Annotated in this window: 37 protein-coding genes and 1 pseudogene; 13 read left to right on the top strand and 25 right to left on the bottom strand. The window is 64.7% G+C overall.

Annotated features, from left to right (window positions below; all coding sequences use genetic code 11):
• Positions 1–24: 24 nt before the first annotated feature.
• The 23 genes and pseudogenes from BLT86_RS25875 to BLT86_RS00080 all read right to left on the bottom strand — a co-directional run bounded on the left by BLT86_RS25875 (position 25) and on the right by BLT86_RS00080 (position 14,714).
• Complete coding sequence (locus BLT86_RS25875) at positions 25–171, bottom strand: hypothetical protein (protein ID WP_167377309.1); 147 nt, start codon at positions 169–171, stop codon at positions 25–27.
• A 38-nt stretch (positions 172–209) separates the two neighbouring features.
• Positions 210–659 (bottom strand): DUF6631 family protein, encoded by a 450-nt coding sequence (locus BLT86_RS00180; protein WP_092374080.1) that lies wholly within the window; start codon positions 657–659, stop codon positions 210–212.
• A gap of 2 nt (positions 660–661) precedes the next feature.
• On the bottom strand, positions 662–1,405 hold the full coding sequence (locus BLT86_RS00175) for a phage tail tube protein (protein ID WP_092374077.1): 744 nt from the start codon (positions 1,403–1,405) through the stop codon (positions 662–664).
• 3 nt (positions 1,406–1,408) lie between these two features.
• Positions 1,409–1,600, bottom strand: coding sequence for a DUF7210 family protein (locus BLT86_RS00170; protein ID WP_092374074.1), 192 nt, complete (start codon positions 1,598–1,600; stop codon positions 1,409–1,411).
• Entirely contained in the window at positions 1,597–2,034 is a 438-nt protein-coding gene (locus BLT86_RS00165) for a phage tail terminator protein (RefSeq protein ID WP_092374071.1), read from the bottom strand. Before BLT86_RS00165 ends, BLT86_RS00170 begins: the two co-directional genes overlap by 4 nt.
• Positions 2,034–2,549, bottom strand: a complete 516-nt coding sequence (locus tag BLT86_RS00160; RefSeq protein WP_092374068.1) for a gp436 family protein — start codon at positions 2,547–2,549, stop codon at positions 2,034–2,036. The genes BLT86_RS00165 and BLT86_RS00160 overlap by 1 nt, the downstream gene beginning before the upstream one ends.
• 3 nt (positions 2,550–2,552) lie before the next feature.
• Positions 2,553–2,864 carry an HI1506-related protein gene (locus BLT86_RS00155; RefSeq protein ID WP_167377308.1) on the bottom strand — a complete coding sequence of 104 codons (312 nt, stop codon included), beginning with the start codon at positions 2,862–2,864 and terminating at the stop codon, positions 2,553–2,555.
• Between the two features lie 11 nt (positions 2,865–2,875).
• Positions 2,876–3,769: a Mu-like prophage major head subunit gpT family protein gene (locus tag BLT86_RS00150; RefSeq protein ID WP_092374065.1), complete on the bottom strand. Its 894-nt coding sequence runs from the start codon at positions 3,767–3,769 to the stop codon at positions 2,876–2,878.
• A gap of 14 nt (positions 3,770–3,783) precedes the next feature.
• Positions 3,784–4,188 carry a hypothetical protein gene (locus BLT86_RS00145; RefSeq protein ID WP_092374062.1) on the bottom strand — a complete coding sequence of 135 codons (405 nt, stop codon included), beginning with the start codon at positions 4,186–4,188 and terminating at the stop codon, positions 3,784–3,786.
• A gap of 3 nt (positions 4,189–4,191) precedes the next feature.
• Complete coding sequence (locus tag BLT86_RS00140) at positions 4,192–5,298, bottom strand: phage protease (protein WP_092374059.1); 1,107 nt, start codon at positions 5,296–5,298, stop codon at positions 4,192–4,194.
• A 117-nt stretch (positions 5,299–5,415) separates the two neighbouring features.
• Positions 5,416–5,733, bottom strand: a complete 318-nt coding sequence (locus BLT86_RS00135) for a hypothetical protein (protein WP_092374056.1) — start codon at positions 5,731–5,733, stop codon at positions 5,416–5,418.
• Positions 5,730–6,458, bottom strand: a complete 729-nt coding sequence (locus BLT86_RS00130) for a BRO-N domain-containing protein (protein WP_092374053.1) — start codon at positions 6,456–6,458, stop codon at positions 5,730–5,732. The genes BLT86_RS00135 and BLT86_RS00130 overlap by 4 nt, the downstream gene beginning before the upstream one ends.
• Before the next feature lie 444 nt (positions 6,459–6,902).
• Positions 6,903–7,391: a phage virion morphogenesis protein gene (locus BLT86_RS00125; RefSeq protein WP_092374050.1), complete on the bottom strand. Its 489-nt coding sequence runs from the start codon at positions 7,389–7,391 to the stop codon at positions 6,903–6,905.
• Positions 7,388–8,599, bottom strand: coding sequence for a phage head morphogenesis protein (locus BLT86_RS00120; protein ID WP_092374047.1), 1,212 nt, complete (start codon positions 8,597–8,599; stop codon positions 7,388–7,390). Before BLT86_RS00120 ends, BLT86_RS00125 begins: the two co-directional genes overlap by 4 nt.
• The gene (locus BLT86_RS00115; RefSeq protein WP_092374044.1) at positions 8,599–10,179 is read right to left on the bottom strand and encodes a DUF935 domain-containing protein; all 1,581 of its coding nucleotides are present in this window, start codon (positions 10,177–10,179) and stop codon (positions 8,599–8,601) included. Before BLT86_RS00115 ends, BLT86_RS00120 begins: the two co-directional genes overlap by 1 nt.
• Positions 10,173–11,831 (bottom strand): hypothetical protein, encoded by a 1,659-nt coding sequence (locus BLT86_RS00110; protein ID WP_092374041.1) that lies wholly within the window; start codon positions 11,829–11,831, stop codon positions 10,173–10,175. Before BLT86_RS00110 ends, BLT86_RS00115 begins: the two co-directional genes overlap by 7 nt.
• The gene (locus BLT86_RS00105) at positions 11,831–12,379 is read right to left on the bottom strand and encodes a phage protein Gp27 family protein (RefSeq protein ID WP_092374038.1); all 549 of its coding nucleotides are present in this window, start codon (positions 12,377–12,379) and stop codon (positions 11,831–11,833) included. Before BLT86_RS00105 ends, BLT86_RS00110 begins: the two co-directional genes overlap by 1 nt.
• A 2-nt stretch (positions 12,380–12,381) precedes the next feature.
• On the bottom strand, positions 12,382–12,681 hold the full coding sequence (locus BLT86_RS00100) for a VpaChn25_0724 family phage protein (RefSeq protein ID WP_092374036.1): 300 nt from the start codon (positions 12,679–12,681) through the stop codon (positions 12,382–12,384).
• The gene (locus BLT86_RS00095; protein ID WP_092374033.1) at positions 12,678–12,998 is read right to left on the bottom strand and encodes a DUF2730 family protein; all 321 of its coding nucleotides are present in this window, start codon (positions 12,996–12,998) and stop codon (positions 12,678–12,680) included. Before BLT86_RS00095 ends, BLT86_RS00100 begins: the two co-directional genes overlap by 4 nt.
• Entirely contained in the window at positions 12,999–13,211 is a 213-nt protein-coding gene (gene lysC, locus BLT86_RS26540; RefSeq protein ID WP_424960552.1) for an Rz1-like lysis system protein LysC, read from the bottom strand.
• Complete coding sequence (locus BLT86_RS00090) at positions 13,117–13,539, bottom strand: hypothetical protein (protein WP_092374030.1); 423 nt, start codon at positions 13,537–13,539, stop codon at positions 13,117–13,119. The genes lysC and BLT86_RS00090 overlap by 95 nt, the downstream gene beginning before the upstream one ends.
• Before the next feature lie 168 nt (positions 13,540–13,707).
• Positions 13,708–14,310: pseudogene (locus tag BLT86_RS00085) on the bottom strand (transglycosylase SLT domain-containing protein); the annotation flags it as partial.
• Between the two features lie 101 nt (positions 14,311–14,411).
• Positions 14,412–14,714, bottom strand: coding sequence for a putative holin (locus BLT86_RS00080; protein WP_231976567.1), 303 nt, complete (start codon positions 14,712–14,714; stop codon positions 14,412–14,414).
• 179 nt (positions 14,715–14,893) lie between these two features.
• On the opposite strand from BLT86_RS00080, the gene BLT86_RS25610 reads away from it, so the two are divergent.
• Complete coding sequence (locus tag BLT86_RS25610; protein WP_157719645.1) at positions 14,894–15,406, top strand: hypothetical protein; 513 nt, start codon at positions 14,894–14,896, stop codon at positions 15,404–15,406.
• 85 nt (positions 15,407–15,491) lie between these two features.
• Here the strand turns inward: BLT86_RS25610 and BLT86_RS00070 are convergent, their stop codons facing one another.
• Together BLT86_RS00070 and BLT86_RS00065 are read right to left on the bottom strand one after the other, a co-directional pair.
• The gene (locus BLT86_RS00070) at positions 15,492–15,794 is read right to left on the bottom strand and encodes a zinc ribbon domain-containing protein (protein WP_092374024.1); all 303 of its coding nucleotides are present in this window, start codon (positions 15,792–15,794) and stop codon (positions 15,492–15,494) included.
• A 36-nt stretch (positions 15,795–15,830) separates the two neighbouring features.
• A complete protein-coding gene (locus BLT86_RS00065) occupies positions 15,831–16,274 on the bottom strand; it encodes a helix-turn-helix domain-containing protein (protein ID WP_231976566.1) in 444 nt (147 codons plus the stop codon).
• Between the two features lie 98 nt (positions 16,275–16,372).
• On the opposite strand from BLT86_RS00065, the gene BLT86_RS00060 reads away from it, so the two are divergent.
• The 12 genes from BLT86_RS00060 to BLT86_RS00005 all read left to right on the top strand — a co-directional run bounded on the left by BLT86_RS00060 (position 16,373) and on the right by BLT86_RS00005 (position 24,156).
• Complete coding sequence (locus BLT86_RS00060; protein ID WP_092374018.1) at positions 16,373–17,035, top strand: Mor transcription activator family protein; 663 nt, start codon at positions 16,373–16,375, stop codon at positions 17,033–17,035.
• Positions 17,036–17,115: 80 nt separating this feature from the next.
• Positions 17,116–17,364, top strand: coding sequence for a helix-turn-helix domain-containing protein (locus tag BLT86_RS00055; RefSeq protein ID WP_078458513.1), 249 nt, complete (start codon positions 17,116–17,118; stop codon positions 17,362–17,364).
• An 11-nt stretch (positions 17,365–17,375) separates the two neighbouring features.
• A complete protein-coding gene (locus BLT86_RS00050) occupies positions 17,376–17,873 on the top strand; it encodes a hypothetical protein (RefSeq protein WP_092374016.1) in 498 nt (165 codons plus the stop codon).
• 339 nt (positions 17,874–18,212) lie between these two features.
• Positions 18,213–18,701, top strand: a complete 489-nt coding sequence (locus tag BLT86_RS00045) for a hypothetical protein (protein ID WP_078458511.1) — start codon at positions 18,213–18,215, stop codon at positions 18,699–18,701.
• Positions 18,694–18,954, top strand: a complete 261-nt coding sequence (locus BLT86_RS00040) for a hypothetical protein (protein ID WP_092374013.1) — start codon at positions 18,694–18,696, stop codon at positions 18,952–18,954. The genes BLT86_RS00045 and BLT86_RS00040 overlap by 8 nt, the downstream gene beginning before the upstream one ends.
• Entirely contained in the window at positions 18,951–19,250 is a 300-nt protein-coding gene (locus tag BLT86_RS00035; RefSeq protein ID WP_020306249.1) for a helix-turn-helix domain-containing protein, read from the top strand. The genes BLT86_RS00040 and BLT86_RS00035 overlap by 4 nt, the downstream gene beginning before the upstream one ends.
• 14 nt (positions 19,251–19,264) lie before the next feature.
• The gene (locus BLT86_RS00030; RefSeq protein WP_092374010.1) at positions 19,265–19,543 is read left to right on the top strand and encodes a hypothetical protein; all 279 of its coding nucleotides are present in this window, start codon (positions 19,265–19,267) and stop codon (positions 19,541–19,543) included.
• Positions 19,543–20,469: a hypothetical protein gene (locus tag BLT86_RS00025; RefSeq protein ID WP_092374007.1), complete on the top strand. Its 927-nt coding sequence runs from the start codon at positions 19,543–19,545 to the stop codon at positions 20,467–20,469. Before BLT86_RS00030 ends, BLT86_RS00025 begins: the two co-directional genes overlap by 1 nt.
• A gap of 2 nt (positions 20,470–20,471) precedes the next feature.
• Positions 20,472–22,232 carry an integrase catalytic domain-containing protein gene (locus BLT86_RS00020; protein WP_092374004.1) on the top strand — a complete coding sequence of 587 codons (1,761 nt, stop codon included), beginning with the start codon at positions 20,472–20,474 and terminating at the stop codon, positions 22,230–22,232.
• Positions 22,232–23,401 (top strand): ExeA family protein, encoded by a 1,170-nt coding sequence (locus BLT86_RS00015; RefSeq protein ID WP_092374001.1) that lies wholly within the window; start codon positions 22,232–22,234, stop codon positions 23,399–23,401. Before BLT86_RS00020 ends, BLT86_RS00015 begins: the two co-directional genes overlap by 1 nt.
• Before the next feature lie 3 nt (positions 23,402–23,404).
• Complete coding sequence (locus BLT86_RS00010) at positions 23,405–23,830, top strand: hypothetical protein (protein WP_092373998.1); 426 nt, start codon at positions 23,405–23,407, stop codon at positions 23,828–23,830.
• A gap of 2 nt (positions 23,831–23,832) precedes the next feature.
• Positions 23,833–24,156 (top strand): PIN domain-containing protein, encoded by a 324-nt coding sequence (locus BLT86_RS00005; RefSeq protein ID WP_092373995.1) that lies wholly within the window; start codon positions 23,833–23,835, stop codon positions 24,154–24,156.
• Positions 24,157–24,189: the final 33 nt, after the last annotated feature.

Raw genomic sequence — 24,189 nt, 5'->3', positions numbered from 1 at the left:
AAAACAAACCGCCCGAAGGCGGTTCTAGTTGCGCTGCAGCAGTTTGAAGTGTTCTTCGGCGGCCTTGGCGCTTGCGCCTGCCATGTTCATATCAATGAAGTTCTGGGCCCGCTCCAGGTTGCGGCGGCGGGTTTGGGCGTTGTAGTGCAGCAGGATCTGGCGTTGCGTCATACGGCCGATGCGCTCGGCATCGCCATAGCCGGCCGAGATCAGGACGGCGTAGACGTCGCTCCAGCGCGGCGCATGGCCCGCAGCCGTTCGCTGAGCAGCTGGCCCGCTGCACTGCGCACGAAAAAAGGGCCGATTACCCCCCACCACACCAGCATCAGGTTGTGGCCGTGCTCATGGCCGAGACCGGCTACCCATTCAACGGGCTGATCGCAGGCGGCGGCCATCAGCTGCGGCAGCGCGTCGGCATCTTGCACCAGCAGATCCAGGACCTGCTCCAGGTCGGGCAACTCGCCCTCGGCCAGCACCGGCTTCAGGTTCTCGATCAGCGGCGCATACAGCGGCCGCAGCTTGAGCCCCTCGACGAAGCCATACTCGCGCACCACCAACTGGCGACCGGCGATGGTGACCTCGCGCTCCGGGTGGAGCACCTCCAGGTCATCGGCGCCAGGGGCGGCGACTGGCGCCGCCTCCTTTACCTTGCGCGCCATGCTTACTGATCCTGCCATTGCACGTTGCCGAAGCCGTGCATGTTGCTGCCGTTGGCGTTGGCCGGGTCATACAGCACGCTGCCGGTCATGCTCAGCTGCCCGTACTCGTCGTGGATCAGGCCGAGGTCGCCGACCGGGTCGAAGCTGACGCGGTACAGGTCGAGCAGCACCGGGCGGTTGTTCTCGGTATTGATGCCGTCCAGATACAGCCAACGCTCTGGCGGCGTCTCGGCGAAGATCGACAGCGACTGCGCAGCGGCGTAGCTGTAGGCGGCACTGAACGGAGGGGTAACCCCGGTAAGCGAGCCCAGGCGGATCAAGCCAGCATTGGGCGACTCGACGGTGTGCGGCACCGGTGCCGGGGTGCCGGCGCTGTCGGTGATCACCACACTGCTGACGAAGCCCTTGTCCAGGCGCACCAGGTCGCCAGCGACAATACCGGTGGGCAGAACCTCACCCGTGGCCGAACCGGCGGTGACCGGCACCGACTTGCCGTGCAGGCCCAGGATCAGGTTCTCCAGAATCCATTCATCCAGCGACAGGGTGATGTTTGCCGTCTTGCCACGGCGCAGGCGGCCATACGGTAGACGATTGCCACTGAAAGACTCGGTCTTGTTGGTGGTCTCAGTCTGGAACTGCACCGAACAGGCCGGCGCGTTGCCCACCCAGATGGATTTCACCAACTTGCCCTGCGCCGAGCGCGTGCCGAGATAGATCTTGCCCTGGAAGGAAAAGAGATCAGACATGGGTTACTCCTTGGCCTGCGGCTGCTCAGCGCCGGCAATGACCTGGTTGGCGATCAGCCAATCCCGCTCCGCGGCATTGACGCGAATCTTGTCGCCCTTCTTGAACGGCTCACCCTTGTGGGTGTGCGGCTTATCCAGGGTGACTTCGACGAGGGCCGGCCCGGCGGCCGGGGCGTTGCTGTTGCTCTTGCTCATGGGGTTACGCCTATGAAGTGTTGGGTCTGGTAAACATCCGTCCACAGCAGCGTGCTGGCGTCGTAGTCCAGCACGTCGCCCTGGAGGAACTGAAACGGCCGCCCGCCGATAATGTCCGGCGTCCAGCCCATCAGCGCGGCGCGCACCTTGCCGAGCAGCGGCGTAAGCTCCTCCACCGTCTCAGCACCTCGGGTGTCGCGGTAGTTGCTCACGGCCAACACCACGCCGACCGTGGCCATAGCACGCTGCCGGCCGGCCTTGGGCGCCTCGCCGTCGCCACGCTCGCGCACCAGCAACGCAAAGGCACAAGGGGTGCGGAAGTCGCGCAGGCTGGTCACCGCGCCGTACTCGGCCACGCCCTCGACGCTCTGCAGCTCGGGCACCTCGGCGCGCAGACGGTCGATGACCAGGTTGATGTCGAAAGGGGCGCTCATCAGAAGCTCCGCCGGTTTTTGCGATCGAAGACACTTGGCGCTGAATCGAAGCGCACATCGATGGTGCTCGGGTTGTTCTGGATGGGGTCCAACGCGCCCAGGCTGAACTTGCCCTGGGCGATCAGCTCCAGGAACTTCAACGCATCGCGATAGGCCCGCACGATGGGGTCGTTATCCTCACGGCCTTGGCGATCCTTGTGCAGCAGATAGCGGGCGATATCGCGCACCCAGCCTGTCACCAGCTCAGGTACCGGGCTCAGCGGCAGGCCATAGCCGCGCCGCGCAAGGTAGCCATCCACCAGACCCTCGGCCTGGCGCACAGCGTCTTCGATTCGTTGCAGGGCATCATCCGCCGAGGCCACCTGCGGTGCCGTCCAGCTGCTGCGATCGGCGCCGCGCAGGGTGGCCTCCATCAACTCGGCAGGCACAATCGCCAGGTGTGCTGCGGTGGCCACCTGGGCCAGTTCGCGAGCACCGGGGCGTTCTGCCAGTTGATCGGCGGTGATGTACTGCATGGGTTACTCCACGCGCTCGCCGACACGGCCGGAGAAGATGCCGCGCTCAACCTTGAGGTTGGGCTCGTTCTCCAGCTGCTCGATCTGCTCGGCCGTCAGCGCGCTCAGGGCGATGCCGAAGCCTTCACGGGTGAAGCGAAAGCCACAGCGGCGGAAGCCCTGCTCGGGAATCGCCACCACCCACAGCCCCTCGATATCGCCGTCGTCGTCCAGGCCATCAACAGCATCAGTGGCACTGCCACCTGCAGGCGCTGCCTTATCTGCGCTCTTGGTGGGCGCCTTTGCAGGCGCCTTGGCGGTCGATTTATTAGCCATGCATCACCCCATCAGGCCAGCCACGGGGTGACGAGCACGTCGACCACGTCGCGGTTGATGTTGGTGGCGCCGGCCGCGTTGCGCTCGGCCTTGACCACTTCCAGGGCGGTAGCACGCATGCTTGGCGGCACTACCAGCAGCTTCGGACGGATACCCAGCGGACGCGCGTTGTCGCCCTTGAGTTCCTGCATGGCGGCATAGGCCGCGTTGAAGCTGTCGGCATCCAACGCTTCCTTGGAGGCGTAGGCCAGCTGCCACAGGCCATAACCAACGTTCAGGCGTGCATCCACGCCCCATACGAACTCCTTGCGGTCGAACACGTTGGAGTCGGTCTCGCCGGTCTTGGAAACGAACTGATAGTTCTTGCGCTTCTGCAGAATGATGGGCCGCATCATGCGAGTGACGTCCAGCAAGAACCACGCCGTACCGCTACCACCCTGGAAGTTGCTCACCGACGTTTCCTGGCCATTGGCGCCGATCACCGGGTGGTCGGTATCGAAGAAGGACTGGCCGTCGTAGCACTTGCCGGTGAAACCGTTTTTCAGATGGGCATAAACCAGCTCGGCCGGGTGCTCCTTGGCGTCCTGGCCCAGTTGCGCCATCAGGGTGTTGTAGGTGCCGTACTGATCGTCCTCGATCGCCTCGCGGGGCACGCCCACGGTGTTCTCGAACGTCTTGTTCTTGATGCTGTAGTCATGCAGCGCCAGGTTCTGGATCACGCGGTCGCCCAGCCACTCACGGAAACGGGTGGTAGCGCCCAGCCAGCCGTAGGTTTCGATGGCGGTGCCGGACTGCACTTCCATCACGATCTGGTCATAGTCGATCACTGCGCCCTGAAATGCGCCCTGGAACGACGCCATATAGCCGGTATGCAGGATGGAGAGGTTTTGCTTGTTGATGATCATCTGAGTCTTGCTCCTTAGATCTCGACCCAGACGCCACCGGCATCCACATCGAGAATAGTGCCGGCGACAGAGCGGGTGTCAGTGGCGGAAGTCTTGGCGACGGTCTGGTCGTCGACGATGAAGCACTCGCTGCCGATATCGGCGCGGGTGATCTCGTCGGTCGAGGCGCTGTTGGCGAACTGGAACACGCCACGGCGGATATGGATGCGCAACGCACCGGCAGCACCATCGCGGTTGTCCACATGTTCCTGAGCCACACCGCGCACCTTCAAGGTCGCGGAGAGACTGCCTGGCACGGCATTACCGGCAGCATTCAGGCAAACCAGGGAGCCGGCAAAGATGCGAGTGCTGGCAGCCACCGGGTCGTTGAACTGCACGCCATCACGGCGCAGGGTGTTGCGGTCTTTGGTCAGCGGCATGGCTTATTGCTCCTCGGCCTTGGCGGCCTTGAACTGTTCAGGGGTCAGGCCCATGGCCGAGCAAACAGCCAGCTCATCCTGGGTCAGGCCAGTCTTCTCGTCCGCCACCGGCGGTTTGCCTCCGGTCTGGCTACCGGTGATGGCCGCGATGGGCTGCGCCTTGTCCAGGTAGGCAGTCAGCGCTGCGCGGTTGCTCTTGCCGAGGTCGCGCGCCCAATCCTCCATGGTCTTGTGCAGGCGACCGTCTTCCAGGGCGGCGGTGATCTGGCTGTCGAGATCCTTCTCGTCGCGTTCGCCCAGGCGGGCGGTCAGGGCGGCCATCTCGGCCTTGAGGCCTTCGACAACCGACAGCGGCACGAACTGCGCCGGGTCGACGCTGGTGGCGGCCTTGGCCTTGAGGCCGGTGCAGGCTGCCAGGACGGCCTTGCCATCAGAGGCTTCGCCTTCACCCAGCAGCTTGCGCAGGTCGTTGTTGAATGCAGTGAGCGCGGCGATGGCCTGCTCTTCGGTGGTTTTATCGGCCTGCAGGCCGAGCGCGGCACAGACCGCCAGCAGCAGTGGGTTCACGGGGTTTTCCTCTGGGGAGTCATCGAAACAGCCGAACGACGCGGCGGCGCGCAGGCTGAGTTCCTGCATGCCGTCGATTGCCGGGGCATTGGTGAGCGCGCCCATCTGCACGTCCAGGACGTCGCCGGTGGTCGGGTGGTAAAGGAACACGGGGGAGAAATACTGGTACTCGCCCTCGGCGATGTACTGCGCGGCGCGGGCGGTCAGTTGCACCTGGGCGAACAGGCCTTGGCCTTCACGCCACTCCAGGGCCTGGTACCAACCTGCAGCAGGTGCGGGCTGGCCGTTCTCTTCCTTGAGCAGGGTCTGGTGCTCGTAGTCGACTACGCGCTTGTTCTTGCGAGCGTGGAAGCGCTCGATGACCTTGGTGGCCACCGCCTGGTTGATGTGCCAGGACGGCACCTTGATCTCGCGGCCATCAGCCGGCAGGAAGTGACCAGCCGGGGTCACCTGAACCCAGATGGTGTTGTCGGCAGCCGGCGCCCCCAGTACGAAACTGCAGGCGGCGAGTGCAACGGCGAGAGGGAGGCGTTTTGTCTTCATGCCGGCAGCTTGGCGCGGCAGGCCGGGCAAGTAATTTTGACGGGGCAAAAATCTCGCTGGCTGGCGAGGGCATTACGGCAGGAAATAAAGCCCGGCGCGAGGCCGGGCTAGGGAGGGTCAGCGCGTGCGCAGGGCGTGGTCGGCTGGGTAGTCGAGCAGGGCCAGGGTGTTGTGCAGCGCCTGGTCGGCCAGCTCCTGCACCTTGTAGGCCTGCTGCTCCAGGTCGCCGGCCAGCACGTCCACCAGTTGGCACAGGTCGCTGCGCGACACATGGTCGAGCATGGCCGGGGTTTCGTCACCTTCGGCATCCACCGGCAGTGGCACGGCCAGCAGTTGTTTCAGCGCGCTCAGGGCGCCCATGCGTTCGGCCAGGCGCCGCGCGGCAAAGGCGTTGATGGCGGCCACCTGGTCGGGGCGCAGTTCGTGCAGGCTCATTGCTCACCATCCTTGCCGCCCAGCGGCAGCAAGGCCACGGCGGCAGCCTGTTGCAGGTGCCGGCCAATGCGGTCGAGCTGGTCGGCCAGCGGCTGGTTGTGCGCCGAGTTGCAGAAGCGCTGGGCCAACCGCTGTTGCTGCTCGATCAGCCGCGCCTGCTCGTTCTCCAGGTGCTTAACCGCCACAGCGGCGAGCAGCTCGGGGCTGCACTGCGGCTCGCCAGCAGCCGGGCTGAACTGGTACTTGGCATGCAGCAGCAGGTTGATGGCGGCGGCGGATAGGCCCACCTCATCGGCAATGGCGCGCTGCCGCCAGCCGGCGACGAACAGCTCCAGCACCTGGCGTTCCATGGCACGGGTGATCAGCACCCGACCGGACGGGCCACGGGCCGGTGCGGCGGGTTCCGGACGGCAGGCCAGCACCTGCTTGGCCCACACGCGGAACTCCTTGGCGCGGGTGGTATTGGCGAAGAAGCCAAGGAGGATGCAGCCGCTGGAAGAGAAAATGCGTGATTCCTGCCGGCCACTAGGTGTCGCCAAAACGGCGACACCTGTGTCTTGCTCGGTGAACTCGTCGCTATGAGCGTTATAGAGCTTGTTTACGCCCTTACGAGCGTTGTCTGGCGCGTAGCCAAGGGCCAGGCCGATCTGCTCGGCAGTGAGCCAGCGCTGGCCGTTACGGTCGATAACATCGAGGCGGGTATCGCGGAAGGTGAGCGCGGTCATGATGACCTCCGTTTGGTTTAAGTGTCTTGCCTGACGGATTAGTAGCCCATCAGGTGGTCGGGATTCAACTAGGGTCCAAACGGGAACCCTGGCGCTTCTTCCCCCGAAGGGTCTTGTATCCGCGCTCTCATCCCGACCGTAAAAATGCAAACGCCAGCCCGAGGGCTGGCGGCAGGCTGCGAGGTCAGCGCAGTGACTGCCGTTTGGTTTAAGTACTTTTACCCTAGCCCAGCGTTACCACCTTGGCAACAGTTTTACCATTTTTCGGCATTTTCCCGGTTTTCCCAGGCTTTGGCCCAAAACTCACTCCAGGCCAGATGCGGAGCCGTGTTTATAAACGCCCAAACAGCCCCGGAAACGGTACGAGGCAGCCCGACGCGTACAACGGCAGCCCCCTGGGGGGCTTAAAACGCTTCTACGGGCCTTTGCGGCGGTTTGCGGTTTTCAGCCCTGCAAACGGGCCTGCAGGTGGTCGCGGGCGATGGCGATGATCTCAGCCGCGTCATCGTCGGAGATACCGAGGAACGGCCGCGCCGCAATGTCGCCCCAGGGGATGGGCGCGCCGCGGCGGGTTTTACCGAAGGCGCCCTTGAGCGCGCCGAACTGATGCACCGCGCCGTACACCCGGTCGGTACCCACCAGCAGCGTGGCGCCCTCCACCTGCGGGAAGATCTGCCGCACCAGGTCGCCGCGGCGCTGCAGGATCTTGCCGGGGTTGGGCGATTTGGTGGCGAGGTAGCGCGGGCTGAGCGACTTCCAGGTCTGGCCATCCGGCCCACGCTGCGCGCTGAAACGGTCGCGGGTGCTGTTGACCAGCGCCTCGCCGATATCCAGCAGCATCGGCCTTGGGTCGGCCAGCTCGGCCAGGGCGCCGCGTACCGCTGTCAGCACGGCGGCGTTGTCGAACTCCAGCTCTACCCGTGCGCCGCTCATAGCTCGCCTTCCAGCAGCACCAGCTGCCCGACCTGCAGGCGCCGACGCACCGCAGCGATGTCCAGGGCCTGTTGCACGCTGTTTGCCGCAGCATCGCCGCCCACCAGGTAGCGCACACTCACGGCCAGCTCGTCGCCGTATACGTACACCAGGCTATTGCTGCCGGCATCGAGCAGCACCGCACGCGGCCGGGCGAGCGCCGTGGGCAGGCTGCCGACGCGTTCAGCGTTGGCGGCACGCGCATCACGTGCCTTGCCGGCCAGCATGCGCAGCATAGCCACGTCGCTGATGCCGATTACCGCCGTCAGCGGCGTTACCCCGGCGCCGGCCAGGCCGGTGACCAGGTTCGGGCTGATGCTGCCCACCAGCATGCTGCGGCCGCGATCCACGCCGTCCATCACCACATCATCCAGCAGGCGGCGCCAGTCGTTGTCGATTGCCCGGCTCACCGCACCGTGCTCCAGCAGCTGCTGCGCCATGCTCGCGGCCGGCGCTGCCGGCAGGCGTTCGGTCTTGCTCATGCTGAGTTGCACCTGGCGCTCCAGGGCGCTGCGACCTGGTGCATAGCCCCAGCCGGGGTCGATACCTTCGGGCACCTCAACGATCTCGCCCTTGTACTCGATGCGCCGCGTCTGGCTGGCCGGCGCCTTGTCCGGGCCATCCTTGCCCAGGCGCTTGAGGTCGCGCTCGTTCAGCGCCCGCACCCGGCATTGGCAGCCCCAGCCGTTGGGCGGGTAATGGGTTTGCCACCAGGGGTCATCGGCCGGGATCACCAGGCCGTGCCAGGCCTCATGCTCGGGGCGTGGGGTGATCACCGCATCGCTGTGCTCGTACATCCAGTAGGGCCGCGTGGCCTTCACGTCCTGCAGCTGCTGGTAGCGGCCGGCGGCGTAGCTGGTGCGCAGGTTGGTTTCGTAGATCACCCGCGATCGCCATGCGCGGCCGCCATCGGGCTGCCAGCCGTAGTTATCGAGCACCGCGAAAAAGTCCTCGCGGAAGGCCTCCAGGGTGTCGCCGTTGTCCAGCGCGCTCTGCAGCACCTGCTGAATGTCCGCGACCATGTCAGCGCGGTGAGCCCCGGCCACCACGAAGGCGTGGTCATGCGCGGCGCCGCGCACGGCGAAGTAATCCACGCTCGGCAGCTTGCGGCGCAGGAACTCGTTCTGCTCACGAAACGGCAGGCTGCCGTAGCTGGCGGGCTGGGCCATCAGCGCACCTCGTCCTCGATGTCGTTACGCCCGGCCAGGTCGGCGGCGGCCAGTGCCTCGGCCATCACCTCGGCGTACTGGTCCAGGCTCAATTGCGGCGCCAGCTCCAGCAGCCCGGCCTGGATGGCCTGCAGCGAGCCAGCCTCGGCCACCAGCGCCTGCAGCTGCTCGGCCCACTCGGCCACGGCAGGCTGCAGATCCTTCTGCAGGCGCGGCGCCATTGCTTCGGCGGGGTCGTTGGGGGCTGCTCGGCGCTGCTGGGCAGTGGCAGCTGCGCGGTGCGGTGGCGGCTCATCAGCTGGTGGCGTGACTGGCTCGGCCTGCAGCTGGAGCACGTCCTCGCCCTCGGCCGGCTCGGGGATGGCCACCTTCTCCTGGGCCCACTGGCGGGGAATCCTGAAGCCGAGTTTCACCAGGCCAGGCAACGCATCAGCGTAGACCTTCAGATCCTCCGGCTGCTGGGTCGGGAACACCAGGCGCGGGCAGCGCTTCCAGCTGTCAGCCAGGCCATTGAGCACGGCGATCGGGTACACCAGGTCACGGCTGATCGTAGCGGCCAACTGCTTGGCGTCGGAGTCGCGCAGGTCGAGGCGCACCTCGTTGTGCACGTTGCCCAGGGCGTTGGTGTTGGTGCCATCGCCGGTACCGCTGGTGAGCGTGCCGCCCAGGATGGCCTTGCTCTGGGTGCGTTCGCACCAGTCGATCATCAGCTTGAACGCAGCCGGGTCACCTTCGGCGGCGTTGAGGAAGTCCATCTCCATGCCGATCGGAATGATGCCAGCGGCGCTGTGGCCGAGCTGGGCCAGGGCACGCAGCAGGGTCAGTTTCTCCTTCTCGGTGGCGCCGCCTGGGTACTTGCCCACGCGCATCGGGATGCCGTAGATCTCCAGGAACTCGGCCAGGTCACCCACGCTGTAGTTCTTGAACAGGTACGGCCACACCAGCACGCGGAACAGTGCGCTGCGCTCCAGGTAGCCGCTCTTGGACTTATGCACGTGGGTGATCCAGCCGAATGGCTGCAGGGGCTCACCGCCCATCGAGCCGCGTAGGCGGATCTCCTGGCGACGCTCGCCGCGGGTGAGCTGGAACCAGGTCTGCGGCCGGTGATCGATTGCACGCGGCAGCCAGTCGCCATCGACCCGGTGCCAGCCGTCGAACTCCAGACAGGCAAAGCCTTTGCCAATGGCGTCGGTCACGTCGAACAGCATCGCCTCGAAGTCATCCAGCCCGGCCAGCATCGACTGGAGTGCGGTGGCGGCTTCTTTCTCCTTGGCGGTGGGGTTGTCTGGCGGCACGATCTGCCAGTCCAGCTGGGCCACGGCGCGGCGGCGTTTGTCCATTTCCGCGAAGACGTGGCCATCCTTCTCCTCGATGTCTTCGAACAGTTCGTACTGAGCAATCACGTCGCCCTGTTCGGCCTGGTCGAGGATGCCTGCCAACCGGCTCGGCGTTAGGCCGCGCGAGGGGTGGTTGCCCACTTCGTGGTGCAGGCTGGTGATGTGGGCGGTCTGCGGCTCGCGGATCTCGGCCAGGCGGATCGGCTGGCCGTCTGGGCCCAGGATGCGGGATGTGGTCACCATGCTGAAGGTTCCGGGAGAGTGAGGTCGGAGTCGTTGTCGTCGACGTTGTCGAAGCCACGACTGTGGCGTGGCAGTGCGGTGAACTCGATGGCACCGCCTTCCATGAAGCTGGCACGCACCGCCATGGCCAGCGATACGGCGCTGTCGCCGTGGCGCTTGGCCTTGCTGTCCTGTGCCTGCAGATCTTTGGTGCGGCCCTTGTCGATCACGGGCACGCCCTTGTCCACCTTGATCGAAAGCAGGTCGTCGAGGCGGGTCTGGTGGCGGGCGATCTGCAGGTTGAAGGCCTCCAGCTCGCCCTTCAGCTTGGGCATCCACAGCGCATACCAGGCCAGGCTGAGCTGCACCTGGTCGACAATGCCGGCGCCATAGCGCAGCGCGGCCTGTTCAGCCAGGTAGCCACCGTTGCCGGTGGCATCGAACGCCAGGCCAGAAAGACGCGGCAGGCGATCGCAGATGAAGAACATCACCTGGCGCTGCGCCTCGTACGTGAGGTTGCGCAGTTCGACTTCGAATGGCACGCGCTTGCGCAGCAGCGGATCGATCTGCAGTGGCGTGAACACCGTGAGGTCGCCACGCCGCGCAAAGTCTTCACCGAAGGTGTGACGGTTGCGCGGGTTTAGGCGCGCCAGCTCGGGCGCCAGGTTCTCCTCGCACCATGCGCGGATCTCAGCCTCGCGCATCTCAGGCGTCCACTGCTCGAAGCCCTCGGGCGCCTCGTAGCGGTAGATGCGAATGGAGTGGTCATCGACCATCGCCTGCTCGATGAGCACTCGGCTGAGATAGGTGCCGCCCGATTTCTTCGGTACGCAGCCGTACTCCTCGTCGGCCGACTCGATGTTGGGGGCGTTCTTGTACAGCTTGTCGCGCCACTGCTTCTCGGCTTCCGGCGACCATTCCTGGTTGGTGACGTAGCAGATGCGCTTGTACAGCCCCTGGGCCAGGGCATCGTCCAGGGTGATGCGGTGGATGCTGTAATCCTTGCGGCCTTCGCGGGCGTCCTGGATGTAGCTGTTGAAGGCGTTGTCCACACCGTTGTGGGTGCTGATCAGCCGGACCTTGTTGCCCCACATGGTCAGCGCCAGGGCGGCCTTGAGCAGCTCCTCAAGGGATTCATGGAACGCCGCCTCGTCGATCACCACATCGCCCTGCAGGCCGCGCAGGTTGCTCGGGCGCGAGCTGAGCGCCTGGATTTTGAAGCCGCTCTTCGGGAAGCGGATCATGTACGCCAGGATCTCCTCGCGGCGCCCATCATCCCAGAAGGTCTGCTCGTAGACGTCGGCCTGGGCCATCTCGTTAAAGGCACGGGCGAACAGCGCGCAGGCGGCGATGTACTCCAGCGCCATCTCCTGCTTGCTGCCCACGTAGAAGGTATTGCAGCCGCCACGGCGGCGGGGCTTGGCGGCGTTGATCACGTTACGCCCGGCCTCGGCCCAGGTCAGACCGGTACGGCGCGACTTCTCGGCGATCATGATCTGGCTGGTGTCGTCGAACCAGCGCTGCTGGTAAGGCAGGAACACGCCCTCGGCCTCCGGTACTGCATCGGCCATGTCCTGGGGCACGACAACGCCATGCAGCTCCAGCTCGGCGGCGAGATCGATCTTGCGGGGCTTGGTCAGGGCCTTGAGTGCTTTGCCTTCTTGCTCGCTCATCAGGCTTTACCCATCAGGACGCGGCGGATGCGGTCTTCGAACTCTTCGCTCATGCCGTCGCTGCCGCGCATCTCTTCCAGACGCTGCTCCTGCTCGGCCAGCAGTGCTTCGCGGGCTTCACGCTCGATCGCCTTGCGCTCCTCGCGGCTGGCCTTGCTGGCCTGCAGCACGTCCTTGGCGGCACGGGCCAGCTTGCGCACGTCGTCGATGGTGGTCTCGTCATCGACCTGAGCGCCCAGGGCGGCGTGCGTGGTCAGTGTCTGGATCGACTGCACCATCAGTGCGCCGGCCTTGTCGTTGGGGTTCTCGCCCAGCTCCTCGACCAGCAGGCTGGCCATGGCCTGCTGCTCGCGCAGCCGCTTGGCCATCTCGTCGAAGCTGACCTTGTAGCGGCCAATCGCCGAACGGCTGGGCTTGTCCGCGCTGGGGAAGTGCTCGTGCAGATCCTCGATCAGCTCGTCCAGGGTCAGGCGCCGCTCGCGCAGGCGCTTCTCGATGTGCGTGCGGACTGCCGGCTCCAGCCGGTCGATGCTCGACTTGCGGCCCATGGTTAGGCTCCCGGCCGCTTCACGCCGTCCACTCGGGCCCGGCCGGCGGCGACGTCGGCACCACGCTCGGTCAGCTTGGCCAGGAGTACCGCGCCGTCGCCAACGTCATCCAGCGCCACCAGCTGCTGCTCTTCCAGCCAGCGCAGCTCGGTTTTCACCTGGTCGCGGCTGGGCTCGTGCCCCCACTCCTGGAGCACGGTATGCAGCACCGAACTGTTGGCACGGTAGGTGGGCATCTCCGCCAGGATGTGCAGGATCACCAGGCGGCGGTCTTCGCTCAGGTAGTTGGCGTATTTGCTCATTGCGGCCTCGCGTTCAACAGGTAGTCATTGATTCGGTCGACCGATCTGGCCAAAGGGGCCAGTTCTCGGGCCACCCCCGCAAGCTCGGCTTTGATCGCCTTCATATCGCCGGCCAGGTCGCCCAACTGCTTGCCATCCGGTAGATGATCCATGCGCTGCTCCAGCACCAGGATGCGGTTGCCGTGGTCGCGCAGGCGCCCGGCCAACTCTTCGGCCTCGGCCCGAGAACTGGCGCGGCGCGCTGCGGTAATCGAGAACACCCCGACAATCAGGGTGAAAAGGAACTGGCCAAGCCGCAGGGCGAAGTCCATATCCATCTAGCGTTTCTCCTGCAGGTAATTCACCAGGTCCACCAGCCGGCCAGCGCACTCGCCGTACTGGTCATAAAGCTCCTTGAGCGCCACCACGGCGGCATCGGCGCTGTTATCGTGCGGTTCAACGGGCGGCGGGCATTGACGTGCGTACTCCGCCGGCAGCGGCCTCGGCGGCTCGACGACGCGCGTCGTCGAGCTGCTGCATGACGCCAGCATCGAACACACAGCCAGCACGCTGAGTCGCAGTAGTAGCGAGCGCATGGCGGATCTCCTTGGTGGTCTGTGCGTCCGCCTGGCGGCGTGCGCTGATGGTCTTGCCCAGCTCCTGGCTGGCTGCGTTGGCGTCGGCGATCAGCCCCTTGGTGCTGTCGATCACGCCCTCCAGGGCGTCGAGCTGGGCCTGCTGGCACGCCTCGGCTGCAGCTGCCTTGCCCTCGGCGTAGCCCAGGTCATAGGCAGTGCTTGCAGCCAGCAACCAGGTCACGGCTAGGGCGATCCCCAGCCCGACCAGGGCGCTGAGTGCAATCACGATTCGGTTGATCATCTCCGCCCCTTACGCCTGAACTTGCGCGGTAGTCGCGGTGCGTGGCGCTCGCGGGGCGGCGGCGATGCGAACAGCTCGGCGGCAGCCAGCCAGTTCCGGGAGCAGGCGGCAGGCGAACTGCTGGTCAACGTGGCGAGCAGAAACAGCGTCGGGATCTTCATGGCGGCTATACCTGTCGGCGCACACGCCAGGCCCCCAGCCGGCAGCCGCATACATCGGCTCCCAGCGCAGCAGGATGGCGCGCGGGTAATGGCGGTTCTCGCGGAAGTTGGCGGCCGAGCGGCCAGCGTTGTGCCGCTCGACGGAATCGAACCAGGCCAGCGGATCGGCGCCCTGTGCCGATGCCAGCCTGCGGTCACGATTCACCCAGCCATTGCCGCCGTTGTAGCCGGCCATCACAAAGGCCCAGCGGTCACACTCGCTAGCGGCCTGGTTTCGTTCGTAGAGCCAGCGGTCGAACGCCACCATCGCCCGCAGTGCCCAGCCTGGGTTGTACGGCTGCGCCGGGCCCAGGCTGCGCGGGTAGATCTCGGCCATCCAGTCCGCCGTAGCCGGCATGAACTGCGCCAGGCCCTCGGCGCCCACAGGCGACCGGGCATTCACGCGCCAGGCGCTCTCCTGGTGAACCTGGGCGGCAAAGGTCGCCACAGGCGCACCCAGGCCCCATTCGGCATGCGCAGCGCGCACCAGGGTGCGGCGGTGCTGCTCGGCAGCGGTCGGGATGCTCGCAGCGTCGGCGCTGGGCACGATGAACAGGCCCACTGCGAACATCAGCAGGATCAGCGGCCACAGGAACAGGCGCGGCTCGATCATCCAGATAATGGCGAGATCGTTGCCGGCCTCGGCCAGCCAACGCTTGAGGCGGTTCACGACTACAGCCCCAGCGTCATGCCGAGCACACACGCAAGCACGATCAGTGCACGGCGCAGCCAGGCCCCAACGATATGGATGCCACCGATGCACTGATGCGGGCGTGCTTCATCCAGGAACACCGCTCGGTCGATGTAGTAACCCAGCACGGCGCCGATGGTGATCAGGCTGGCCTTGTACAGCACCACCTGCAGCTGCTCGGGCCGCACGTACCAGATGGCCAGCAGCAGCAGGATGGAGATAACAGCGAATACGGTCATGCGCGGCAGGAAGCGGCGCTTGGGCTTGTTCTGGCAGGTGGCCATGGGTTGCGCTCCGAGGTTGGCCAATCCCTGGCCGTTGCTGTGCTAATAAGTGCCGGTCTTAAACGGCAGAGATCACAGCTTCGCCTCGCGCGCGCGCGGAGTAATTTGGACGCGGCAAAAATACATTGCCCAGGCAAGGGCGCAGGATCGGCAGCCGAAACCAGCAGAGGGCAACCGATATGCAGACGACCGACGCCGACCGCCTGGCGATACTTCGCCAGATCATCGACTACAGCATTGAGAACGGTGAAAGCCTGGCCGACTTCAAGGCCCGCGCAGAAGCAGTACTGCGCGAGCCGGGACAGGCTGCTAAGCGTGATCTGGACATAGAGCAACTGCTCGCATCAATCGAAGCGAACCCAGGTGCCTTTCGCCAAGCCCTGAGTATTCATTCGCCCGCGCAAAATGAGCAGCGCATGATTGAGTACTTCGAGCGCGCCAACCGTGAAGCGCCCGCGCGACGGGCCGAAGTCGAGCGCGCAGCCCAGCAGCGGCTCAGTCAGGCTTCTTTCCAGGAATCAGCCGAGGCGTCCAGCGGGGCGGCGGGGTCGGCTGCTGCCCCTTCACAACCTCGAGCATCCGCGAAAGGGGGATTTGCGTGCCAACCCGCAAATCGTCCCTGGCTAGCGCGGCTTCAAGCCTGGCTTGCAGGCCTGCGCGATCAAGCGCGCCGGTATGTAAAAGGCTCATAGTCAGGTACTCCTGGGCCTGCATCACCCCTTCGAACATGGTGAACAGCAGGTCCAGGTCACCTTCGCCGTAGTCGCTCATGTGCCCTCATGGCTCTCGGTGGTATTTGGCTTTGTACTTGTCACGCAGCATGGTGCAGGTCCCGGCGACAATTGGGTTGCCTGGAAACTTCTTCATATCCTGCAGACATAGCTCATAGGCCATTTGATCCTGGCGCTGCTCCTTGGTGGTAACCGTGCTGTACCAAACAAACCCAGCCAACAGAATCAGGATCGTCCAGAGCCACGCGTAGCTCTTTGGCTCACCCCGCACCTTGGCACCGCAACCAGGGCAAACCTTGGCCTGGTCAGAGATTTCCCGCTTGCACTCATGGCATTCGATCAGCGCCATTGGTAACCCTCCTTGATGGCCATGCAGGCCTAGTCATCATTCGACGCCTTGGCGTCCCTTCTTCTTCGCACTGTCCCTGTGCGCCAGAGCACTCGCTGTGCTCTCCATGGCTCGTCGTCCTTCTTCGTCCGAGCCTCGGTAGTTTTCCAGTAGCGCCTTCTCGCGCCGGTTCAACCGGTATTCACCCAGCGGCTCAGCCGCCACGGAATGCGTGACTGGATTTGTGTTTTCGGTCATATCGGTCGCCGTCGACCGATATGACTGATCAGTCATTTTTTGATCACCATGCCCGGTAAGTAAAAAGAGAACGTCACCACCAAGCGCAGTAAATGCAGCCAGATAGGCGGCATCAGGCTGCCGCTCACCTTTCTCATAGTTCCGCTGCGAACGCATGGTCACACCGCATTTCTCGGCCATCTCTTGCTGGCCAAGCCCTAGGCGTTCCCTTTCTGCGCGCAAGCGCTCTCCAAAAAGAGGCACGAATATTCCTCTTTGCGCATTGACAGGGGAACATTCGTTCCCCATTATTAACCACACACCACAGCGCAACACCTCGCTTAGCCACGAAGGAAGCCGCCATGAACCCCAAGCCGAACACCTACAACCTACATATCGAATTCTCCAGCGATCTGCCCTTGACCTTTGTCGTTGGTGCGTTCAAGGCCGTGCTCGATGCCATGCGCCTGCTGTTCCCAACTACCCGCGTCACCGTTGACCCAGCCGGTGTTGGCCAGGCTTTTGCCGAGCAGCTCGACGCATACGTAGCCGAGCGCACCGCGTGCCATATCCCGCAGGGCTTTGCAGCGCAACTTGCCGCACGGGACGCGCAAATCCTGCAAGCCTTCAATGGCACCAACCAGGCCGAACTGGCCGAGCGCTTCGGCACTACTCCAAACGCCATCTACCAACTCATTCGTCGTGCTGAATATCAGCACCTGCGAGCCGCAACCCAGGCGGTGCTGAGTCAAGCCTGGGGAAGCCCCGTTGAAGCGCTTTGGGCAGGTCGCTTGGCCACACTGGGCGGCCAGCTAGGCAACTCAACTGCATCGCTAGCTGTTCGAACGGCCATAGCTGCGGGGCTTCCGGATCACGCTCCAGCTGTGCTCGTTGTTCTGCCTCCAGGGCATCCAGCAAGCGTTCTGCCGACCAACCCGGGCTCGCCTTCAACTGCGCCAGCAGAAACCCCACCAGGCACTCAAGGCCATGCAGGTGAGCCGCCTGCTCCTGATGCCGCTCCCTGATCGCGCCCAGCAATGGTTCCAACTGATCCATCAGCGCCGCTCCTTGCTCGAAAACCGCAATTTACCACACGAGGCCAAGCATGAAAGGCAACCCAACCACCACCAGCGCGGCCCCGCTGCCGTACCCACAAACGCCGGAAAGCGCCAACGCCTGGTTCGTGACGCACGGCATCAACAAATCCGCCTGGGCGCGTGAGCTGGGTATCGACCGCATGACCATGGTCGACCTGCTGCGCGGCCGGCTCAAAGGCCTGCGCGGCGACGCTCACCACGCCGCCGTGGCCCTGGGCCTGAAAGCCAACCCAACCCAAACCCACCAAGCCGCTTGAGGGTTACCGCCATGCACGTAGAACACATCGACCTGATCCCCCACCCGATGGACGCCTGGCGCGCCGCGCTGAACGCCCTGATCGCCTGTGCACCTGGCGACGGCCCAGCCATTGCCGCGCACCTGGCAGAAGCCCAAGAGCAGGCTTTGGTCATCGTTGATCGCACCCTGGCCACGCCCGGTACCGCCAAGCTGGTTGACCGCCTGATGCTGATCGGCGCAGGGCGGCTGGTGGGGGATCGCCTCACCAGCCGAGATGTACGCCCCCTCAGTATCGTCGAGGCTGCCGTCAGGCTTCGTCAGCTGAAGGGTCTGGATGCCGCTCTAGACCCGTTTATTGGTGTTGATTACTCCCGTGCTGGGCGCTGCGCTCGTCTGGCGCATGCCATGGGGCTTTCCGTGCAATCGGTTTACCAGCGTTTGCAGGATGAAGCCGAGGCCAAAAACCTTGACGAAGCCGAGGCACTCAATCGCCTTGAGGCCCTGCATCTGCCAGGTGCTGATCAGTGATCAGTGTCGCCCAGGCCTCCAGCTCTATGAGCAGCAACCGGCCTGCGCCGGGCTCTGCCGCAATGGACGTAGGGCTGTCTCTGCGGGTTCGGCACTCCTCGGCCAGTACATGCGAATCGATTATCCCGTGCCGCATGCAAGCCACCAGCAAGTGTTGGATCACACAGCTCTGTGCCTCTACCTGGGCGCGTAACTGCTTGATGTCGTCAGCCATGGCCACTGTTCTCCCGTGTTGGTGAATGCCACCAACAGACTGGCCCTTGGGTAACGACATTGCCAAGGGCGAAACAGAGTTTTTGATTGGAAGCCGCCGCAAGCGGCCCCAAGGAGCCCCATCCAATGACCCGCCGCAATTGGAAACACTGGGTACCGCGCTCGCCCGCCGAGGCTATGAGCGGCTGCGCCGAGCATGCATTGCAGCGCCATAACCGCGGGATCGAGCGGCTGGCCACAGACCATCTGTGCCAGAACAACGCCAGCTCGCTCTACAAGTGGATGGGCAATGGCCGCCTGCCGCTGACCATGGTGCTGCCACTGGAGAAAGCCTGCGGCCTGCCGCTGATCACCCGTTACCTGGCCGCCGCCCACGGCAAGCTCCTGGTCGACATCCCGGTCGGCAAGGCCTGCAACGCCAGCGACCTGCAGCAGCTGCAGGGCGTGCTGCACAACACCACCGGCGCGTTGATGGCCTTCTACGACGGCAAGCAAACCGCCGAGCAAACGCTGGACGCCATCCGCGCCGGCCTCGAATCCCTCGCCTGGCACCACGGCAACGTCGCCCAGGCGCAAACCCCTCAACTCGACTTTGGAGTGGCTGACGATGAATAAGGCCATCGATATCCGCGCGCTGCTGCGTCGCCTGGACGAACAAGCCCTGGAGCAGCTTTGCCAGGAGGTTACACGCCTGGACGAAGAGAACGCCCGCCTGCGTGCCGAGCTGGCCCGCATGGAGGAGTGCGCCGAAGGCTGGCGTGACGAGGCCATGAGCCTGCACGAGCAATTGGCGACCGCCGTAGGTGGCCAACCCGGCATCAACCAATCCGGCGCCCTGGTCGTCGTCCCGATGGAGCGCTGCGCATGAGCACCAAACGCACCAGCGACAGCGCCCTGCGCGTGCTGCGCGTACTCAACGCGCTGCGTGGCCACACCCTCACCGGCCTGAGCAACACCGAGCTGGCCAAGGGCTTGGGCGAGAGCCCGGCCAACATCACCCGCTACATGGACACCCTGATCGAGGCCGGCTTCGCCACGCGGCTCGACACCGGCCGCTTCGCACCGAGCATCGCGTTTCTGAAGTACGCCATGGCCACCGCTGAAGAGCTGCAGCGCGGCCAAGCACGTATCACCGAGATCCAGGCGCGCATCAGCGCCCATTAACCAAGGAGCACGCTATGAACTACCTGAAACTGGCCCAGCACCTGCTACGCGGCGGCGACCGCCACAGCAGCATCTATATCGAGGGCCTCTGTGCGGCACTCAAGCTGCGCATCGAGGGCGAACCCACCACCGTCAACTACCCGCAGGGGAGCCTTGAGTTCGACGCCTACTACTACGGCTGCCGCCGTGGCGCCGACGAGTTCCGCAATGCCCTGGTCGAGGCCAACGGCAACCGCACCGAGGCTATCGCGCGTCTGCAGCAACTGGCTGGTGATGAGCGGAGGGCTGCCTGATGCCACGCAAACCCAACACCACCATCGAGCTGGCCGAAGACGACCTGCAGCAAGGCCAGGCCTTGCTGACACAGCAGCACCAGGTGGCCACGCTCAGCGCCGAACATGAAGCCAAGGTGCGCGCCGTGGCGGCGCAAATTGGCTACCAACTGCCCGCCGACTGCACCGACCCGGACCTGATCCAGCGCGACATCGCCGCCAATATGCGCCGCAGCGTCGAGGCCTGCCTCGAAGTCGGGCGTGGCATACGAGTGCTCAGAGAGGCATGTGGCCATGGCGAATTCATTGAGCGTCTAGATGCCTTGGGCATTGACGATGGCGTGGCGCGCAAGTTCATGCGCTCGGTTACCCGCTTCGCCAGCCTCGGCAGCGACTCCGCCCTGACCAGGGCCCTGGGCAACCAGTCCAAGCTCTTCGAAATGCTCGTCCTGGACGACGAAGAGATCCAGGAGCTGGAACTCACTGGCCAGACCGGCGAGCTGAGCCTCGACGACGTCGCCACCATGTCCGTCAAGGAACTGCGCAAAGCCCTGCGTGAAACCCGCGAGGACAAGAAGGCCCTGGCCCAGGTCAACGCCGACAAGAACGCCAAGATCGACGAGCTGTCCGCCGCCCTGGCCAAGAAGCCCAAGGTCATCGTGGTGCAGCCCGTCGAGGAGGCCAAGCAGCTGCGCCAGGAGGTGGTGGCCACCGCCTACGAGGTGGAGAGCACCCTGCAGGGCACCCTGCGCAAGGCCTTCTCCGACCTGGAGCAACTGGCCCAGCAGACCGGCGAGGATCACCGCAGCTTTACCGCCGCCCTGGTGCGCAACCTGGAGGTGACGCTGATGGCCATTCGCAGCGAGTTCCACCTGCCCGAGCTGCACCCGGATCAACTGCCCGGCTGGCAGACCCTGCTCGGCCTCGATGACCTGCCCGAGGCCTGACCATGAACCCCATCCATGCCCAGGAGATTCTGGCGGCCTACGGCCAGGCCCAGCAGGCCGGCGCCAACCGCACCGCGCTGTATGCGGAAACGGCGGCACGGCTGGGCATGTCACTGGCCACGCTGTACCGCAAACTGGAGGTACTGACCGTGAAGGACAAACCCCGCAAGCAGCGCAAGGATGCTGGCAACACCAGCATTCCGCTGCGCGAGCTGCAGCTCATCTCGGCGCTGTGGATCGAAAGCATCCGCAAGAACGACAAACAGCTCTCATCCATCAAGCTGGTGGTGGCGCGCCTGCGCGCCAATGGCAAGATTCGCGCCGAGGTGCTGGACAAGAAAACCGGTGAACTCAAGCCCATGAGCGAGAGCGCCATCAGCCGTGCGTTGTACCAGCACGGCCAGCACCCCAAGCAGTTGCTGGCCCCAGCACCGGCCATCTCGCTGTCGAGCAAGCACCCGAACCACGTCTGGCAAATCGACGCCTCGCTATCGACACAGTTCTACCTGGACGACGACGGTGCCCGCACCATCAACCCCGCCGAGTACTACGACGGCAAGCCGGCCAACCTCAAGAAGATCGAGCGCAAGCGCCTATGGCGCTACGTGATCACCGACCATACCAGCGGCACCATCTATGTTCAGTACGTGCTGGGCGCCGAGAGCGCGGAGAACATCTGCCATGTGCTGATCAGCGCCATGGTCAAGCGCGGCGAGCATGACCCGTTCCACGGCGTGCCCTTCATGATCATGACCGACCCCGGTGCGGCCATGACCTCTGCGATGTTCCGCAACCTGTGCCAGGCCTTGGGCATTGAGCTGATCATCAACGAAGTCGGCAACGCCCGCGCCAAAGGCCAGGTGGAGCAGGCTCACAACATCGTCGAGTGCGAGTTCGAGAGCGGCCTGAAGCTGGAGAAAGCCGAATCCCTGGAACACATCAATGCCCGTGCTGGCGAGTGGATGCGCGCCTTCAATGCCACGGCCATTCATACCCGCACACGCCGTACCCGCTATGGCGTGTGGATGCAGATCAAGCCCGAGCAGCTGCGCATCGCGCCGCCGGCGGAGGTGTGCAGGGAAATGGCCATCAGCGCGCCAGAGCTGCGCAAGGTCAACACCTTGCTGCAGGTGTCCTACCGTGGCGCCCTGTACGACGTGCGCAGCGTGCCGGACGTGATGGTCAACGAGAAACTGCTGATCACCCGCAACCCATGGCGTGATGGGGAAAGTGCCCAGGCCGTGCTGCGCGACGAAAACGGCCACCAGACTCTGTACGTGATAGAGCGCCTGGATCGGGACGAATACGGCTTCGTGGAAGGCGCAGCTGTACTGGGCGAAGAGCACAAACGCCATGCGGAAACGCCTGCCCAGGTGACGCGCAAGTTGCTGGAACAACTGGCCACCGGTACCGACAGCGAAGAGGCAGCCGCCAAGGCACGCAAGGCCAAGGTAACGCCGTTCGGCAACACCATCGACCCGCACAAGCACCTGACCGACACCAGCCTGCCGACCTACCTGCCCAAGCGCGGCACCGAGCTGGAAACCCGCGTCACCGTGGCCACGGTCGAGATCAAGCCGCTCACCGTTATCGAAGCCGCCAAGGCGCTGCGCGCCCGCATGGGCAGCGCCTGGAACGCCGAGCACCTGGCCACTCTCAAGGCCGACTACCCCAACGGCGTACCCGAAGCCGAGCTGGACGCCATCCACACGCGCCTGACCGCGCCCGCACGCCCAGGCCTGCGCCTTGTTGGGGGTGAGTGATGCTGCGCCTGAAAAAAGTACTCGCCGATATCGGCAAGGGCCAGGCCGACCTGGCCAGGGCAGTGAAGCTGAGCCCGGCTGCCATCGCGCAGCTGATCAACCACGGTCAGTGGCCCAAAAGCATCGAGCAGGACTCGCTGCAGTGGCAGATCACGGACTACCTGATGAACAACGGTGCGCTTTTCTGCCAGGCGCGCACCGCATTCGAAGAGATGGAGCCTGCGCGCGCCAACGCGCAGGCCCCTGCAACCCCGGAAAACAATCACGAAACCCAGGAGTGCCCCGACATGCTAATGGCTAAACAAGTGCTGCGACCAGACACCAAGCGGGCGTTCAACCTGCACCACGATCCATTCGGTGAGCTGAAAGCCGCCGAAGAGATGTATCTCAGCCCCGATATCCGCTACATCCGCGAGAGCATGTACCAGACCGCCCGGCATGACGGCTTCCTCGCCGTGGTGGGCGAATCCGGCGCCGGCAAGAGCACCCTGCGCCGCGACCTGGCGCACCGCCTGCGCAATGAACCGGTGATCGTTATCGAACCCTACGTGCTGGGCATGGAGGACAACGACACCAAGGGCAAATCCCTGAAGGCCACCCACATTGCCGAGTCTGTGATGGCCGCTGTGGCACCGCTGGAGAAAGCCAAATCCAGCCCCGAGGCCCGCTTCGCGCAGATGCATGCCACCCTCAAGGCCAGCCACGGCGCCGGCTTCCGCCATGTGCTGATCATCGAAGAGGCGCACTCGCTGCCCATCCCCACGCTCAAGCACCTCAAGCGCATGCGTGACCAGCTCGAACACGGCTTCGACAAGTTGCTGTCGATCATCCTCATCGGCCAGCCCGAGCTGCTGATCAAGCTCAGCCCACGCAACGGCGACGTGCGCGAGGTGGCCCAGCGCATCGAGATCGCGCAACTGCAGCCCATCACCGTCGGTGACCTGGACGCGCACCTGGCATTCCGCTGCAAGCACGCTGGCAAGCAGCTCGACGAGCTGATCGACGCCAGCGGCGTGCAGGCCATCATCGAGCGCCTGGGCAGCTCGGGCAAAGACGGCGCCAGCCAGCTCTACCCGCTGGCCATCGGCAACCTGTTCAACGCCGCCCTCAACCTCGCCGCCGAGATCGGCGAAAGCCGTATCACGGCTGATGTTGTGAAGGGGGTGTGAGCCATGGCCATCACCATCGAACAAGTCATGGAACAGGCCCAGGTGTACGCCTCGGCCTGGAGCATGGTCGGCGGGCCGTTCGACCAGGGCAATCAGTTGGAGCAGGCCGAGCTGGAGAAGCTGGTGCTGCTGGAGATGGTCACTGCCTTCGAGGACGAAGCCCATACCGCAGGGGCCCAGGAAGCGCAGCTCGACCTGGCTAAGCCGCTGATCGAGTGGCACCAGCACCGCATTGGCAACCTCGGCAAGTTGCAGCAGGCGGTAGAGGGCACTGAGATCCGCCTCGGCGAGGCTGATGCCAATCCCATCGTCCTGCAGGGCGCGATGCTAAAAGGCTGGCGCTTCGCCTTGGCGATTGCCGAGCAGCAGTTCGAGAAGTTTCCGCTGTCCATCGAGCGCAAAGCTCCCACCAGCGACGAGGAGGAGTGACCATGCGCGCTCCCAACGTCATCCCGCTCAGCGCCAAGATCGCCGCCGAGATCTCGATCCAGCACGCGCTACCGATGTGCACCGTGCTGACCCCTGACCTGGCCGACAAGCTCCGCGCCCTCAACGACATGACCCGCCGCCTGCGTGCGGTGGGCGTGCGCATCGAGGCCGCATCGCCGCTCGACGGCAAGATCTCATCAACGCCGAGGACTCCGACCAGCTCGCCGCATCGTTCCGCAGCGAATGGCGCAGCCCGAGCTGGAGCACCAAAGGCGTCCACACCATCAACAGCGTCCGCCTCGGCGGCTGCTACGTCTGCTGGCTGACGCCGGCAAAGGGCTGCGTCATGAGCCAGGCCG

It is taken from the genome of Pseudomonas sihuiensis, assembly GCF_900106015.1.
GTDB classification, from domain to species: domain Bacteria; phylum Pseudomonadota; class Gammaproteobacteria; order Pseudomonadales; family Pseudomonadaceae; genus Aquipseudomonas; species Aquipseudomonas sihuiensis.
Note: the sequence above shows the minus strand (reverse complement) of the source record. Positions and strands in the feature narration are given on the sequence as shown.